General features: G+C 65.3%; 9 protein-coding genes and 2 pseudogenes. 9 read left to right on the top strand and 2 right to left on the bottom strand.

The window, feature by feature from the left end:
* Positions 1–94: 94 nt before the first annotated feature.
* From NUH87_RS07955 to hcnC, 6 genes and pseudogenes are all read left to right on the top strand, one after another.
* Positions 95–1360, top strand: a complete 1266-nt coding sequence (locus NUH87_RS07955) for a TolC family protein (protein WP_338525525.1) — start codon at positions 95–97, stop codon at positions 1358–1360.
* Complete coding sequence (locus NUH87_RS07950) at positions 1357–2580, top strand: efflux RND transporter periplasmic adaptor subunit (RefSeq protein ID WP_338525524.1); 1224 nt, start codon at positions 1357–1359, stop codon at positions 2578–2580. The genes NUH87_RS07955 and NUH87_RS07950 overlap by 4 nt, the downstream gene beginning before the upstream one ends.
* Positions 2577–5695 (top strand): annotated as a pseudogene (locus NUH87_RS07945) (efflux RND transporter permease subunit). The gene NUH87_RS07950 and the pseudogene NUH87_RS07945 overlap by 4 nt, the downstream one beginning before the upstream one ends.
* A gap of 158 nt (positions 5696–5853) precedes the next feature.
* Entirely contained in the window at positions 5854–6168 is a 315-nt protein-coding gene (gene hcnA / locus NUH87_RS07940; protein ID WP_338525523.1) for a cyanide-forming glycine dehydrogenase subunit HcnA, read from the top strand.
* Positions 6165–7565 carry a cyanide-forming glycine dehydrogenase subunit HcnB gene (gene hcnB / locus NUH87_RS07935; RefSeq protein WP_338525522.1) on the top strand — a complete coding sequence of 467 codons (1401 nt, stop codon included), beginning with the start codon at positions 6165–6167 and terminating at the stop codon, positions 7563–7565. The genes hcnA and hcnB overlap by 4 nt, the downstream gene beginning before the upstream one ends.
* Before the next feature lie 3 nt (positions 7566–7568).
* On the top strand, positions 7569–8819 hold the full coding sequence (gene hcnC / locus NUH87_RS07930) for a cyanide-forming glycine dehydrogenase subunit HcnC (RefSeq protein ID WP_338525520.1): 1251 nt from the start codon (positions 7569–7571) through the stop codon (positions 8817–8819).
* Between the two features lie 47 nt (positions 8820–8866).
* Here the strand turns inward: hcnC and NUH87_RS07925 are convergent, their stop codons facing one another.
* The gene (locus NUH87_RS07925; protein WP_338525519.1) at positions 8867–9181 is read right to left on the bottom strand and encodes a transcriptional regulator; all 315 of its coding nucleotides are present in this window, start codon (positions 9179–9181) and stop codon (positions 8867–8869) included.
* A 339-nt stretch (positions 9182–9520) separates the two neighbouring features.
* Here NUH87_RS07925 and NUH87_RS07920 point away from each other — a divergent pair.
* The 3 genes and pseudogenes from NUH87_RS07920 (at position 9521) to NUH87_RS07910 (ending at position 13538) form a co-directional block, all read left to right on the top strand.
* Positions 9521–10689: pseudogene (locus NUH87_RS07920) on the top strand (aromatic ring-hydroxylating oxygenase subunit alpha).
* Between the two features lie 62 nt (positions 10690–10751).
* Complete coding sequence (locus NUH87_RS07915) at positions 10752–12413, top strand: choline dehydrogenase (protein WP_338525518.1); 1662 nt, start codon at positions 10752–10754, stop codon at positions 12411–12413.
* Between the two features lie 66 nt (positions 12414–12479).
* Positions 12480–13538: a GlxA family transcriptional regulator gene (locus tag NUH87_RS07910; RefSeq protein ID WP_338525517.1), complete on the top strand. Its 1059-nt coding sequence runs from the start codon at positions 12480–12482 to the stop codon at positions 13536–13538.
* A 14-nt stretch (positions 13539–13552) separates the two neighbouring features.
* Here the strand turns inward: NUH87_RS07910 and NUH87_RS07905 are convergent, their stop codons facing one another.
* Positions 13553–14296 (bottom strand): class II aldolase and adducin N-terminal domain-containing protein, encoded by a 744-nt coding sequence (locus NUH87_RS07905; protein ID WP_338525516.1) that lies wholly within the window; start codon positions 14294–14296, stop codon positions 13553–13555.
* Between the last annotated feature and the right edge of the window lie 14 nt (positions 14297–14310).

Raw genomic sequence — 14310 nt, 5'->3', positions numbered from 1 at the left:
GATCCGAACCCCGCACGCCGCTGAAAAACGGCGTAGGGGCCATCGCGGCCGCTATTTGCAGCGGTCGCTTCGATCCTGCATTGGAGACGAAAGCATGTTCGCTTTCCTTCCCCCACACCGCGTATTGGCCGGTGTGATCGCTGTTGTCCTGGGCGTCAGCCCGCTGGTGGCCGTCCGGGCCGAGCCGCTGAGTTTCGAGCGGGCCCAGCAGCTGGCCGAAAACACCGCCCCCGAAAACCTCGCGCGCCTGGCGCAGGTCGAGTCGGCACAGTCCTCGGTCGGTCCTGCCGATGCGTTGCCCGACCCCAAGCTGATGCTGGGGATCCAGGACCTGCCCATCCAGGGCTCCGGGCGTTATTCCTTCAACGGCGACTCCATGACCGAGCGCCAGATCGGCCTGCGCCAGGACGTACCCAACGGTGACAAGCGCCTGGCTCGCAAGCAACTGGCACTGGCGAACGTGGACGTCGCCGAAGCCGAGCGCCGGGCTTCGCTGCTGGAGGTCAAGCGGCAAACCGCGCTGGCCTGGCTGAATGTGTATTACGCCGAACTCAGCGTGAAAAACTTCGATCAACTGGATCACCAGGTCGCGTTGTTGCGCAGCACCACGCCGTCGCGTATTGCCGCCGGCACCGCGCAGGCGGGCGATCTGCTCCAGGCCGATCAGGAAGCCCTGGCGCTGGCCGACCGGCGTGACGAACTGCTGCAGAATATCGCCATGGCCCGGGCCAAGCTGCGCCGCTGGATCGGCGCCGATGCCGACCAACCCTTGGCCGACGGGCCACCGACCTGGGGGCCGATCCTGCCGCATACCCAGCACACCCTGGGGCGGCATCCGGACCTGCAGGCCGCCACCGCCCGGGTCAGCGAAGCCAACGCCGAGCTGGCCGATGCCATCGCGCAGAAGAAACCCGACTGGGGCGTCGAACTGGTCTACGGCCACCGTGACCGGCAGTTCGGCGGCGACATGGCGTCGCTGCAATTCACCTTCGACCTGCCGCTGTTCAGCGGTTCCCGCCAGGGGCCGCGGATCAATGCCCGGCAGCATGCGGTCGAGCAACGGGAAGCCGAACAGGAAGCCATGTTGCGTGAGCACAAGGCCGAGTTGGAAAGCGGGCTGGCCGAACTTGAGCGCTTGAAGAAAGCCCTGGAGCGCTCGCAACAGTCGTCGATTCCCCTGGCCGAGCGCCGCGCCGAACTTTCGCTGGCGTCCTACAAGGCCGGCAAGCTCCCGCTGAACGAAGTCATCGCCGTCCGCCGCGAACTGATCGAGGCCCGGCTGCGCACCATCACCCAACAGAGTCAATTCAGCCAGCTGTCCGCCAGCCTGTATTACGCCTATGTCGAGGGCCTCAAATGAAGACGCTCACTTACTCCCTTTTGACCCTCGCGCTGGCGGGACTGGGTGTTGCCGGGGGCTACTGGCTCGGTCACGGCGGGACCGCGATGTCCGCTACGGCCGATGCCGCCAAGCAGGAGCGCCCGGCGCTGTACTGGTTCGATCCGATGTACCCGACCCAGCATTTCAATGCGCCGGGCAAGTCGCCGTTCATGGACATGCAACTGGTGCCCAAGTATGCCGATGGCGCCGAGGACACAGCGTCCGTCAGAGTGTCGCCGCAACTGGCCCAGAACCTCGGCATGCGCACGGCTTCGGTGGTGCGTGAACGCCTGCCCGGCGGGCTGGATGCCGTCGGTTCGCTGGGCTACAACCAGCGTGACATCGCCAACCTGCAAGCCCGTGCGGCGGGGTTCGTCGAGCGCGTCTACGACCGTGCCCCCGGTGATGTGCTGCCGGCCGGCGCGCCCCTGGTGGATCTGTTGATACCCGAGTGGTCGGCCGCGCAACTGGAGTTCGTCGCGGTACTTGCCAGTGGCGACAGCCGCTTGATCCAGGCCTCGCGCCAACGCCTGCGATTGCTCGGCATGCCCGAGGCGGTGATCGCCCAGGTGGCGAAGACCCGCCAGGTGCGTCCTGTGCTGACCCTGTCCACGCCGATTGCCGGCGAACTGCAAAGCCTGGACGTGCGTGCCGGGATGAGCGTGTCCGCCGGGATGAGCCTGGCGCGGATCAACGGCCTGGGCAGTGTCTGGCTCGACAGCGCGATCCCCGAGGCGCAGGCAGCCTCCGTCCAGGTAGGCGCCCCGGTGTCCGTCGCCTTGTCCGCCTATCCCGGACAGACATTGGCCGGGCGGGTGGTGGCGGTATTGCCCAGCGTCGATCCGCAGAACCGTACCCTGACGGTGCGCAGCCAGTTGCCCAACCCTGACGGCAAGCTGCGTCCGGGCATGTTCGCCAGCGTGCGCCTTGCCGATCCCGATCCGACCCCGAGCCTGCTGGTGCCCAGCGAAGCGGTGATCCGCACCGGCAAACGTACCCTGGTGATGCTGGCGCAGGACGAGGGCCGTTATCAGCCCAGGGAGATTCGCATCGGGCGCGAGTCCGCCGGGCATATCGAAGTGCTCGAGGGGCTGAGCGAGGGCCAGAAAGTGGTGACATCCGGACAGTTCCTACTCGATTCGGAGGCCAGCCTGCAAGGCATCGCCCCAAGGGATGAGCCGATGGAGGGCATGAAATGATCAAACGCCTGATCCACTGGTCCATCGGCAATCGCTTCCTGATCCTGCTGGCCACCTTGTTTATCGTCGCCTGGGGTATCTGGTCGGTGCGCAATACACCGCTCGATGCACTGCCGGACCTGTCCGACACCCAGGTGATCGTTCGCACCAGCTTTCCCGGGCAGGCGCCGCAGATCGTCGAAAACCAGATCACCTATCCGCTGGCCAGCACCTTGCTGTCGGTCCCCGGGGCGAAGACCGTGCGCGGTTACTCGTTCTTCGGCGACTCCTTCGTCTACGTGATTTTCGAGGACGGCACCGACCTGTACTGGGCCCGTTCGCGGGTGCTGGAATACCTCAACCAGGCCCAGGGCCGTTTGCCCCAGGGCGTCACCAGCAGCCTCGGCCCGGATGCCACCGGCGTCGGCTGGATCTATCAATACGCCCTGGTGGACCGCAGCGGCCAGCATGACCTGGCGCAGTTGCGCGGAATCCAGGACTGGTTCCTCAAGTACGAGCTCAAGACCGTGCCCAATGTCGCCGAAGTCGCCACCATCGGCGGCATGGTCAAGGAATACCAGGTGCTGCTCGATCCGCAGAAAATGGTGGCCTACGGCATTACCCAGCAACAGGTCAGCGACGCGCTGAAGAGCGCCAACCAGGAGGCGGGCGGCTCGGTGCTGGAACTGGCCGAGCGCGAATACATGGTGCGGGCCTCGGGCTACCTGAAGACCCTGGAGGACTTTCGCACTATCCCGTTGAAAACCTCGGTGCAAGGCGTACCGGTCCTGCTCGGCCAGGTGGCGACGATCCAGATCGGTCCGGAGATGCGTCGTGGCCTTGCCGAGCTGGACGGCCAGGGCGAGACGGTCGGCGGCGTGGTGATCCTGCGCTCCGGCAAGAACGCCGACGAAACCCTGCAGGCGGTGAAAGCACGTCTCGACAGCTTGCGCAGCAGCCTGCCGCCCGGGGTCGAACTGGTCACCACCTACGACCGTTCGCAACTGATCGACCGGGCCGTGCACAACCTGAGCTTCAAACTGCTGGAGGAGTTCGGCGTGGTGGCGCTGGTGTGCCTGCTGTTCCTCTGGCACTGGCGCTCGTCCCTGGTGGCGATCATCACCCTGCCGCTGGGGGTGCTGATGGCCTTTATCGTGATGCGCATCGAGGGCGTCAACGCCAACATCATGTCCCTGGGCGGTATCGCCATTGCCATCGGGGCGATGGTCGATGCGGCGGTGGTGATGATCGAGAACGCCCACAAGCATATCGAGGCCTGGCAACTGCGCCATCCCGGCCAGAAGCTGCAAGGCGAAACCCATTGGCGGGTGATCGGCGATGCGGCGGCGGAGGTCGGGCCGGCGCTGTTTTTCAGCCTGCTGATCATCACCCTGTCGTTCCTCCCGGTATTCACGCTGGAGGCCCAGGAGGGGCGGCTGTTCGGCCCGCTGGCGTTTACCAAGTCCTATTCGATGGCGGCGGCGGCGGGCTGTCGGTGACCCTGGTGCCGGTGCTCATGGGTTACTGGATTCGCGGTCATATTCCCAGTGAGCAGCAGAACCCGCTCAATCACTGGCTGATCGCGGCCTATCGCCCCCTGCTGGCGGCGGTGCTGAAATGGCCGAAACTGACCTTGATGCTGGCGCTGCTGATCTTCCTTTCCAGTCTCTGGCCCTTGACCCGGTTGGGGGGCGAGTTCATGCCGGCGCTGGATGAAGGCGACCTGCTGTACATGCCGTCGGCGCTGCCGGGATTGCCGGCGAGCAAGGCCGGCGAGCTGTTGCAGCAGACCAACCGGATGATCCGCACGGTACCGGAAGTCGAGCACGTCTTCGGCAAGTCCGGCCGGGCGGAAAGCGCCACCGATCCGGCGCCCCTGGAGATGTTCGAAACCACCATCAAGTTCAAGCCCCGTGAGCAATGGCGCGCCGGCATGACCCCGGAGAAACTGATCGAGGCGCTGGACCAGGCGGTCAAGGTGCCGGGGTTGTCGAACCTCTGGGTCCCGCCGATCCGCAACCGCATCGATATGCTCGCCACGGGCATCAAGAGCCCGATCGGGGTCAAGGTGGCCGGCACCTCCCTGGCTGACATCGATGAGGTCGCCCACCAGGTCGAAGCCGTCGCCAAGCAGGTCCCGGGTGTCAGTTCGGCCCTGGCGGAGCGCTTGACCGGGGGCAGCTACCTGGATATCCGGATCAACCGCCTCGCGGCGGCCCGCTATGGGTTGAGCATTGCCGATGTGCAAGCGGTGGTGTCCGGTGCGGTGGGTGGCAGCACGGTGGGGGAGACGGTCGAGGGTGTGGCCCGTTATCCCATCAACCTGCGTTACCCGCGGGAATGGCGGGACAGTCCGCAGGCCTTGCAGCGCTTGCCGATGCTCACCGCCAGCGGGCAGCAGATCACCCTTGGCGCGGTGGCGGATATCGGCGTGAGCGCGGGGCCGCCGATGCTGCGCAGCGAGAACGGCCGTCTGTCGGGCTGGGTCTATGTGGATGTCCGTGGGCGCGACCTGGCCTCGACCGCCAGGGACCTGCAGCAACAGGTGGCCCGGCAGGTGAAGCTCAAGGCCGGGATGACCGTCTCCTATTCCGGGCAGTACGAGTTCCTGGAGCGGGCCAATGCCCGGCTGATGTGGGTGGTGCCGGCCACCTTGCTGATCATTTTTGTGCTGCTCTACCTGACCTTCGGGCGTTTCAGCGAAGCGGGACTGATCATGCTGACCCTGCCTTTCGCGCTGTCCGGCGGCGTCTGGTTGCTCTACCTGCTGGACTTCAACCTGTCGGTGGCCACGGGGGTGGGCTTTATCGCCCTGGCCGGGGTGTCGGCGGAGTTCGGCGTGATCATGCTGCTCTATCTGAAGAACGCCTGGACGGCGCGCCAGGACGCAGGAAGCGAGGAGGACTGCGATTTGCTTGAAGCGATAGGCGAGGGAGCGGTCTTGCGGGTCCGGCCCAAGGTGATGACGGTGGCGGTGATCATCGCCGGCCTGCTGCCGATTCTCTGGGGCAGCGGCACCGGTTCCGAAGTGATGAAGCGGATCGCCGCGCCGATGGTCGGCGGCATGATCACCGCGCCGTTGTTGTCGATGCTGGTGCTGCCGGCGGCCTACTGGTTGATGAAGCGTCGGCGGTAAATCAGATCTGTGGCGAACGGGCAAGCCCGCTCGCCACAAGGGGGGACGCTGCTGGTCGCCCCCCAGTTTTTTGTTCCTCTTTACTGGCCTGGATCAAATTCCCGGAGCGTCGAATCCCTTAGCGTGCCCCCTTCACGCTAGTCATGGACGATGCACCTATGCAAAACCTGGATCGACAACACGATATTCAACCCCTTTCCCAAGTGGACATGACCGTCCACCTCAACGGCCAGCCGGTGCCGGCGGCCACCGGCGAGACCGTGCTCAGCGTGCTGCAATCGGTCGGCCTGCGGCAGCTGGCGCGCAACGATCACGGTCAGGTCGCCGGGGCCTTCTGCGGCATGGGCGTTTGCCAGTGCTGCCTGGTCTCGATCGATGGCCGGCTCAAGCGCCGGGCCTGCCAGACGCTGGTACGACCGGGCATGCAAATCGAAACCGGCGTCAGCCGCTTCCCTGTGCTGGAGGTGCTATGAACCGCTTGCCCGTGGTGATCGTCGGCGGTGGTCCGGCCGGCATGGCGGCCGCCGCCGAGCTGGCCCGGCATGAGGTGTCCAGCGTGCTGTTCGAGGAAGCTTCGCGCCTGGGCGGCGTGGTTTATCGAGGACCGTTGCGCAACGGCGTCGACCTCGGCTACCTGGGCACGCGCTACCGCGAGGTGCTGGAGCGGCTGCACGGTGAGTTCGCGCGTTATTCCGACCGGGTCGATGTGCGCCTGGGCGCGCGGATCCTCGGCGGCGAAGGTACGCGGACGCTGATGGCGCTGGACGCCGCTGAACGCCTGCATGAGGTCGAATATTCGCAACTGCTGCTGGCGGCCGGCTGCCATGAGCGCAACGTGCCGTTTCCCGGCTGGACCTTGCCCGGGGTCATGCTGCTCGGCGGTTTGCAGTTGCAGATCAAGAGCGGCGTGGTCAAGCCGCTGGGGCCCACCGTGATCGCCGGCACCGGTCCCTTGTTGCCCCTGGTGGCCTGCCAGTTGCACGCCGCCGGGGTGTCGGTGGCGGGGGTTTACGAAGCCAGCGCGTTTGGCCGGATCGCCCGTGAAAGCCTGGCCCTGCTGAACAAGCCGCAGATGTTTCTCGATGGCTTGAGCATGCTCGCCTACCTGAAGTTGCACGGCATCCCGTTGTACTACGGCTGGGGTGTGGTCGAGGCCCAGGGGCGCGAGGAGCTGACGCGCGTAACCCTGGCGCCTTATTCCAGCGATTGGCAGCCGGACCTTGCCCAGGCTCACCGGATTGAGGCCCGGACCCTGGCGGTGGGTTACGGCTTTGTCCCGCGCACCCAACTCAGCCAGCAGATGGGCCTGGCCCATGGGGTCGGCGAGGACGGCTGCCTGCGGCCCGAGACCAACGTCTGGCAGCAGAGCAGCGAACCGTCCATCCATCTGGCCGGCGACATGGGCGGGATTCGTGGTGGCGAGGCGGCGATGCTGGCCGGCAGGATTGCCGCCGTATCGATCCTGATGCAACGCGATGTACTCGACACCGAGTCCGCCCTGGCCCTGCGCCAGGTCCATCTGGACAAGCTGACCAAGATCCGCAGGTTCCGCGCCGGTGTCGATCGCTACACCCGACGCGGCACCCGGCAGATCGACCTGCCCAGGGCCGACACGGTGATCTGTCGTTGCGAACATGCGACCCGCGCCGATATCGACCTCGCCCTGTCCCAGGGGATCGAGGACATGGCCGCGCTGAAGATGCGCACGCGGGTCAGCATGGGCGATTGCCAGGGGCGCATGTGTGTCGGCTATTGCAGCGACCGCCTGCGCCAGGCCACCGGACGCGCCGATGTCGGTTGGCTGCGCCCACGCTTTCCCATCGAGCCGATTCCCTTTTCCGCCTTCCAGAACCTGGGCAAGGACGCCTGAACCATGAACAGAACCTACGATGTGGTGATTGCTGGTGGCGGCGTGATCGGTGCTTCCTGTGCCTACCATCTGTCCCGGCGCAAGAACCTCAAGATCGCCTTGATCGACGCCAAGCGCCCCGGCAATGCGACCCGTGCATCAGCCGGCGGTCTGTGGGCCATCGGCGAGTCGGTGGGGCTGGGCTGCGGGGTGATCTTCTTCCGCATGATGTCGGCCCAGCGTCGTCGCGAGGCCCACGGCGCGGCGGTGGCGGTGGACGCGAGCACCCCGCATATCCTGCCGCCGGCGTTCTTCGAGTTCGCCCTGCAGTCCAACGCCCTCTATCCGCAGCTGCACCGCGAACTGATCGAACGCCACGGCATGGACTTCAAGTTCGAACGCACCGGCTTGAAATATGTGATCTACGACGATGAAGACCGCCTGTATGCCGAGCACATCGTTTCGCGGATCCCGCACCTGGCCGAGCAGTTGCGTTGGCTGGACCGCGCAGCGCTGCGCGAGGCCGAACCGGCGGTGAGCCATGAGGCGCAGGGGGCGCTGGAGTTTCTCTGCGACCACCAGGTCAGCCCGTTCCGCCTGGCCGATGCCTACACCGAGGCGGCGCGGCAGAATGGCGTGGACCTGTACTTCAACACCAATGTCACCGGGGTCCTGCACGAGGGCGGTCGGGTCAGCGGTGTACGGACCGCCGAGCAAGGCACCTTCCACTGCGCCACGCTGATCAATGCCGCCGGCGCCTGGGCCGCCGAACTCAGCGAGCAGGCCAGCGGGATCAGGCTGCCGGTCAAGCCGGTGAAGGGCCAGATCCTCCTGACCGAGCGCATGCCCAAGTTGCTGGAAGGCTGCTTGACCACCAGCGATTGTTATATGGCGCAAAAGGACAACGGTGAAATCCTCATCGGCAGTACCACCGAGGACAAGGGCTTCGATGTCAGTACGACCTTCCCGGAAGTCGCCGGCCTGGTGCAGGGGGCCTTGCGTTGCGTGCCTGAACTCAAGGGCATCAACCTCAAGCGCTGCTGGGCTGGCCTGCGCCCGGGGTCGCCCGACGAGCTGCCGATACTCGGGCCGATGGCGGGTGTGGAAGGCTATCTGAATGCCTGCGGGCATTTCCGCACCGGCATCCTGACGTCGGCGATCACCGGCGTGATGCTCGAACGGCTGGTCCATCAGGAGCCTCTGCCCCTGGAGATCACGCCGTTCCTGGCGGATCGCTTCGAGGTGGGGCTTGCCCCGATGCCCGTCGCCTCATGAAGACATGGGGAGCGCCGCGCAACCTGGTACAGGAGCGGCCCGTCGCCTCAGGTCAGGGACGCCAGGCGCTCCACGGTTTCAGGGTACTTCTCGACCAGGCGGATCAGCGTGGTGGCCTGGGCATTGGGCCTGGCCCGCCCCTGTTCCCAGTTTTCCAAGGTCCGGGTGTTGGTGCGCAGGTACAGGGCGAACACCGCCCGTGACAGCTTCAGTTGGGTTCGGATCGCCACCAGTTCATCGGCGCTGATGGGTTGCAGCTTGTTCAACTGGACCTTGTGGGTACGCAGGGTGACCTTCCCCTGGCGTTCATCGGCCAGGGCATCGAAGCCCTCGACCAGCTCTGCAAAGATGTCACGCTTCATGATGGTTTCTCGCCTCTATCTCTCGGTCCAGAAGCCGCTTCTGGGTTCCCTTCTGCTGCGGGCTCAAAATTTGTACGCTACTCACGTATAGAGTTAAAGAGAGAATGTGTGTCTGCTCTTCACCCTAGTTGAGTCCTGACAGCCTCTTTGTAGGACTTTTCCTGCAGATTTGCGGCTTTGCGCAACGATATTTGTCAGGAGATGGAGGTTGATCGCGATTGATGTTTTTCCCGTCCAACGGGTCGTTTTCCATCAATCCCGGTCCGGGAGGGTGCTCTAGATTAGGTTCCAACGCCGGCAGACGAACCGAGCGCTCAATCCTGGTCGAGGAGCACGTCCATGCAACCTATTCATATCCAGAAACAACAATCCCGGGTCGAAGGTTGGGATCAGCAGCATCCTGAAGAAGCCTTTACCTTGCCGTCGCGTTATTTCTTCGATGAAGGATTGTTCCAGGCCGAGCGCGACAACATCTTCATGCACGCCTGGCATGTGGCGGGGCACCGCAACGAGTTCGCCGAGCCGGGGCAGTACGTGGTCTGCGATCTGTTCGACCAGAGCATCGTGGTGGCATGCAATCGGGAAGGGCAGGTCCATGCCTTCCATAACGTCTGCCAGCATCGTGGCAACCGCTTGTTCGAACAGCGCCGCGGCAGCACCGGTGGGGTAATGCGCTGCGCCTATCATTCCTGGTGCTACGAGATGGACGGCAGCCTGCGCAGCGCGCCCCGCTGCGAGCGGATGAAGAACTTCGAAGTGCAGCAGTTCAACATTCCCAAGGTGCGGACCGAAGAGCTGGGCGGATTCATCTACTTCAACCTGGACCCCGAGGCACCGTCGTTGCGCGAGCTGTTTCCCGGGGCCGACGAGGAAATGCACCGGGTGTTCCCCGACCTCGACCGCATGCACCTGATCGATGAACAGGACGTGATCGTGCCGGCCAACTGGAAGGTGATCATGGACAACTCCATCGAGGGCTATCACTTCAAACTGTCCGGCCCTTGTCATATCGACCTGGCCAGACTGATCGATTTCAAGGGCTACGAACTGATCAAGCGGGATAACTGGTGGACCTATGCGGCCCCGGCCAACCTGTCGGCAACCGAGGCCTATGGGGTGAAGCTGCGTAGCGACCCGAACCCGGAAGAGTGCTTTTTCAATATTGGCCTGTGGCCGAACAACACCTTCTACACCTTCCCGTTTTCCGAGTTCCTCGGCTCATTCATGATGATTCCGCTGGATGCCGAGCGCTCGCTGTTGCGCTTCGGCTACTACTCGGCCAATGCCCGGACCGCCGAGGTCAGCACCGCCTGCATGAAATGGATGAACGAGGACCTGGGCCCGAGGACATTGCCCTGAACATCTCGGTGCAGAAGGGCCTGCGCTCCCTGGGCTACGACCAGGGGCGCTACATGATCGACGCCCAGCGCAGCAACGAAAGCGAGCACCTGGTGCATCACTTTCATCGGCTGGTGTTCCAGGGCATTCACGGTCGGAGCGACCGCTGAAATGGCCCCGAGGCGAGCAGCGCCGCTGCTCGCCTGAACCTTGCGACGGAGTAGGTCCGGTCATGTCCGAACACGAATTCGATTACCTGATTGTCGGTGCCGGCTCGGCCGGTTGCGTCCTGGCCCATCGCCTGGGCGAAGACCCCGACGTGCGCATCCTGCTGCTGGAGGCCGGGCCCGCCGACAGCAGCTGGACCATCGACATGCCCTCGGCGGTGGGCATTGTCGTCGGCGGTACCCGCTACAACTGGAGCTATCTGTCCGAGCCCGAACCCTGGCTCGACGGGCGGCGGATCGGCACGCCGCGTGGACGCACCCTGGGCGGTTCGTCGTCGATCAATGGCATGGTCTATGTCCGTGGCCACGCCCGCGATTACGACCAGTGGGCCGCGCAGGGCTGCAGTGGCTGGAGTTACCAGGAGGTGCTGCCGTACTTCATCCGCGCCCAGGCCCATGCCGAGGGGCCGGACACCTATCGCGGCGCGCAGGGGCATTTGCACGTCACCCCGGGGGATATCGGCACGCCGTTGTGTGCCGCATTCGTCGCGGCCGGGGTCCAGGCCGGCTATGCGCCGAGCAACGACCTCAACGGCTATCGCCAGGAGGGCTTCGGCCCGGTGGACCGCACCACCCGGGGCGGCAAGCGCTGGAGTACCGCCAAAGGCTATCTGCGCGAGGCCTTGCTGCGCGGTAATGTGCAGGTGGCCAGCGGAGCCCTGGCGCGGCGGATCCTGTTCAAGGACAAGCGCGCCTGTGGCCTGGAGTACGAACAGAACGGCCATGTCTGGCAGGTCCGGGCGCGGCGCGAGGTGTTGCTGACGGCGGGGGCAATCAACTCGCCGCAGTTGCTGCTGCTGTCCGGCATCGGCCCGGCGGAGGAATTGCGCGACCTTGGCCTGGCGGTTCGGCATGATCTGCCCGGTGTCGGCAGGCGTCTCAACGATCACCCCGACGCCGTGGTGCAGTACCTGTGCAAGCAGCCGGTGTCGCTCTACCCCTGGACCACTGCGCCGGGCAAATGGTGGATCGGGGCCCGCTGGTTCGTCCGCCACGACGGTCCGGCGGCCAGCAACCACTTCGAGGCCGGGGCGTTCATCCGCTCTCGGGCCGGGGTCGAGCACCCGGACCTGCAACTGACCTTCATGCCGCTGGCGGTCAAGCCCGGGAGCGTTGACCTGGTGCCGGCCCATGCGTTCCAGGTCCATATCGACCTGATGCGCCCCACCAGCCTGGGGCGCGTCACGCTCGGCAGCAGCGATCCGCACCAGCCGCCGCGCATCCTGTTCAACTACCTCAGCACCGAGCAGGACCGCGCCGACATGCGCGCCGGGGCACGACTGGTGCGCGAAATCATCGGGCAACCGGCCATGGCGGCGTTCGCCGGGGAAGAGCTGGTACCCGGTTCCCAGGTGCAAAGCGATGCGCAGCTGGACGCCTGGGCCCGGCAGGTCACCGAAACCGGCTACCATGCCAGCGGTACCTGCAAGATGGGGCCGGGCGACGATCCCGAGGCGGTGGTCGATCCGCAGTTGCGGGTCCATGGCGTGGAGGGCCTGCGGGTGGTGGATGCCTCGATCATGCCGGTGATCGTCAGCGGCAACACCAATGCGCCGACGGTGATGATCGCGGAGAAGGCCAGCGACCTGATCCGTGGGCGGACACCCTTGCCGGCGGCACAGGCGCCGGTGTGGATACATCCGCATTGGCAAACCGAACAACGTTGAGCGGCCTGTTGTTCGATATATTGAGAACACCGTACAACCTGCAAGAGCCCGCCAAAGAGGCTATCGATGACCCCGCAAACCAGTACCCAGCCACCTGACTGGCGTCGTGCCGATGCCGCGCCCTTGCGGATCGCCGTGCTGCTGTTGCCGTCGTTCTCCCACTTGGGCCTGGCGGCGGTCATCGAGCCGCTGGCGATTGCCAACTGGCTGACCCAGCGCCCGCTGTTCGAATGGACCCTGTTGTCCCTCGACGGCCAGCCGGTGCCCGCCAGCAACGGCTTGTGCACGACGGTAGCCGGCAGCCCCGACGCCGAGCAGGGCTTTGATGCCTGCCTGGTGATCGCCAGTTTCGACGTGCACAAGCACAGTCGCAATCAATCGCTGAAAAGCTGGCTGCGCAGGCAGGCGCTTTTCGGTGCGGTGCTGATGGGCGTGGAAACCGGCACCGAACTGCTGGCCGCCGCCGGGGTGCTGGACGGCTACGAGGCGGCGGTGCACTGGGACAATTGGCAGGGCTTCCAGGAAAGCTACCCGCGGGTCAAGGCCCGGACCCAGCTCTATACCCTGGAGCGCCAGCGCCTGACCTGTGCCGGCGCCACCTCGACCCTGGACATGATGATCAGTTGGCTGGGGCAGAGTGTGGACAACGACCTGGCTCGCGAGATCGCCATGCACCTGCTGATGGGGCGTGTGCGCCAACCCCTGGATAACCAGCTCGACGACGGTTTGGCGAGTACCCGGCTGTCCAGCGCGAAGATGCGCCGCGCGGTGCACTTGATGGAGCAGGCGCTGGAGGAACCGTTGGACTGCGAGGCGATTGCCGCCCAGGTCGGCTTGTCCCAGCGTCAGCTGGAGCGCCAGTTCAAGCAGCACACCGGCTTGTCACCGCTCAAGTACTACATGAGCCTGCGTCTGGCGCGGGCGCATAACCTGCTGCAACAGACCCGCCTGAGCGTGGCCCAGGTCGCGGCCTGTTCGGGATTCGGTTCGCTGGAGCATTTCTCCCGTACCTATCGGGCGCGTTTCGGTTGCCCGCCGAGCGAGGACCGCAGCCAGCTGTTCAGTGCGCCAGTGATGCGCCAGCCGCTGAGTCGCGAGCCGCATTCCTCCCTGATCGAGGAGTGATGCCGATCCCTCGGCTAGTGCGCGAACTCCGGTTCCTCCTCCTCGAGAATCCCCAGCAACGCCGCGAAGTGCTTCTCGGCAAACCCCGGATAGTCGAGCCATTGCCGTGCCGTCTTGCGCGCCACCGCGTCGCTGGCGATACGCAGCGGCCGTCCCGTCGACAACGCGGTGATATACACCTCGCACGCGCGCTCGAAGTAGTACAGGTCATCGAAGGCCTGGGCCACGCTCGGCGCGGCCACCAGCAGGCCATGATTGCCCATCAGCAGGATCGGCTTGTCCCCCAGCAGCCGGCTGACCCGCTCGGCCTCGTCGCCCAGGCCCATGCCGTCGAACCCCTCATCGATCGCCACCCGCTCGAAAAAACGCATGCAGTTCTGTTCGATGGGCGGCAGGCGCGAATCCGCCAGACAGGCCAGCGCGGTCGCGTACTTCGAATGGGTGTGCAGGATGCAGCGGGCATGGGGCTGGTTGCGGTGCAGCGCGCCGTGCAAGGCCGAGGCGGTGATATCCGGTGCCTTCGGGCCAGCCAGGGTCGACGGATCGTCGGCATCGACCAGCAACAGGTCGCTGGCCCTTATCCGCGAGAAATGCCGACCGTAGGGGTTGATCAGAAACTTCCGGCCGTCGTCGGAGACGGCCACGCTGAAGTGATTGGCGATGGACTCGTGCAGGTCCAGGCGGGCGGCCCAGCGAAAGGCGCAGGCCAGTTCCGTGCGTAAGGACCGGTAATCGAGCGGGGGATGGGGAAAGGGCATGGTGGGCTTCCGGG

The organism is Pseudomonas batumici (assembly GCF_036585405.1).
GTDB classification, from domain to species: Bacteria; Pseudomonadota; Gammaproteobacteria; order Pseudomonadales; family Pseudomonadaceae; genus Aquipseudomonas; species Aquipseudomonas batumici.
Note: the sequence above shows the minus strand (reverse complement) of the source record. Positions and strands in the feature narration are given on the sequence as shown.

What these genes read in the sequence shown, in the direction of transcription:
- NUH87_RS07915 (WP_338525518.1), top strand. Translation starts at nt 10,752, where the DNA reads ATGTCCGAACACGAATTCGATTACCTGATTGTCGGTGCCGGCTCGGCC.
- NUH87_RS07905 (WP_338525516.1), bottom strand. Translation starts at nt 14,296, where the DNA reads ATGCCCTTTCCCCATCCCCCGCTCGATTACCGGTCCTTACGCACGGAA.
- NUH87_RS07950 (WP_338525524.1), top strand. Translation starts at nt 1,357, where the DNA reads ATGAAGACGCTCACTTACTCCCTTTTGACCCTCGCGCTGGCGGGACTG.
- NUH87_RS07910 (WP_338525517.1), top strand. Translation starts at nt 12,480, where the DNA reads ATGACCCCGCAAACCAGTACCCAGCCACCTGACTGGCGTCGTGCCGAT.
- hcnB (WP_338525522.1), top strand. Translation starts at nt 6,165, where the DNA reads ATGAACCGCTTGCCCGTGGTGATCGTCGGCGGTGGTCCGGCCGGCATG.
- NUH87_RS07955 (WP_338525525.1), top strand. Translation starts at nt 95, where the DNA reads ATGTTCGCTTTCCTTCCCCCACACCGCGTATTGGCCGGTGTGATCGCT.
- NUH87_RS07925 (WP_338525519.1), bottom strand. Translation starts at nt 9,181, where the DNA reads ATGAAGCGTGACATCTTTGCAGAGCTGGTCGAGGGCTTCGATGCCCTG.
- hcnA (WP_338525523.1), top strand. Translation starts at nt 5,854, where the DNA reads ATGCAAAACCTGGATCGACAACACGATATTCAACCCCTTTCCCAAGTG.
- hcnC (WP_338525520.1), top strand. Translation starts at nt 7,569, where the DNA reads ATGAACAGAACCTACGATGTGGTGATTGCTGGTGGCGGCGTGATCGGT.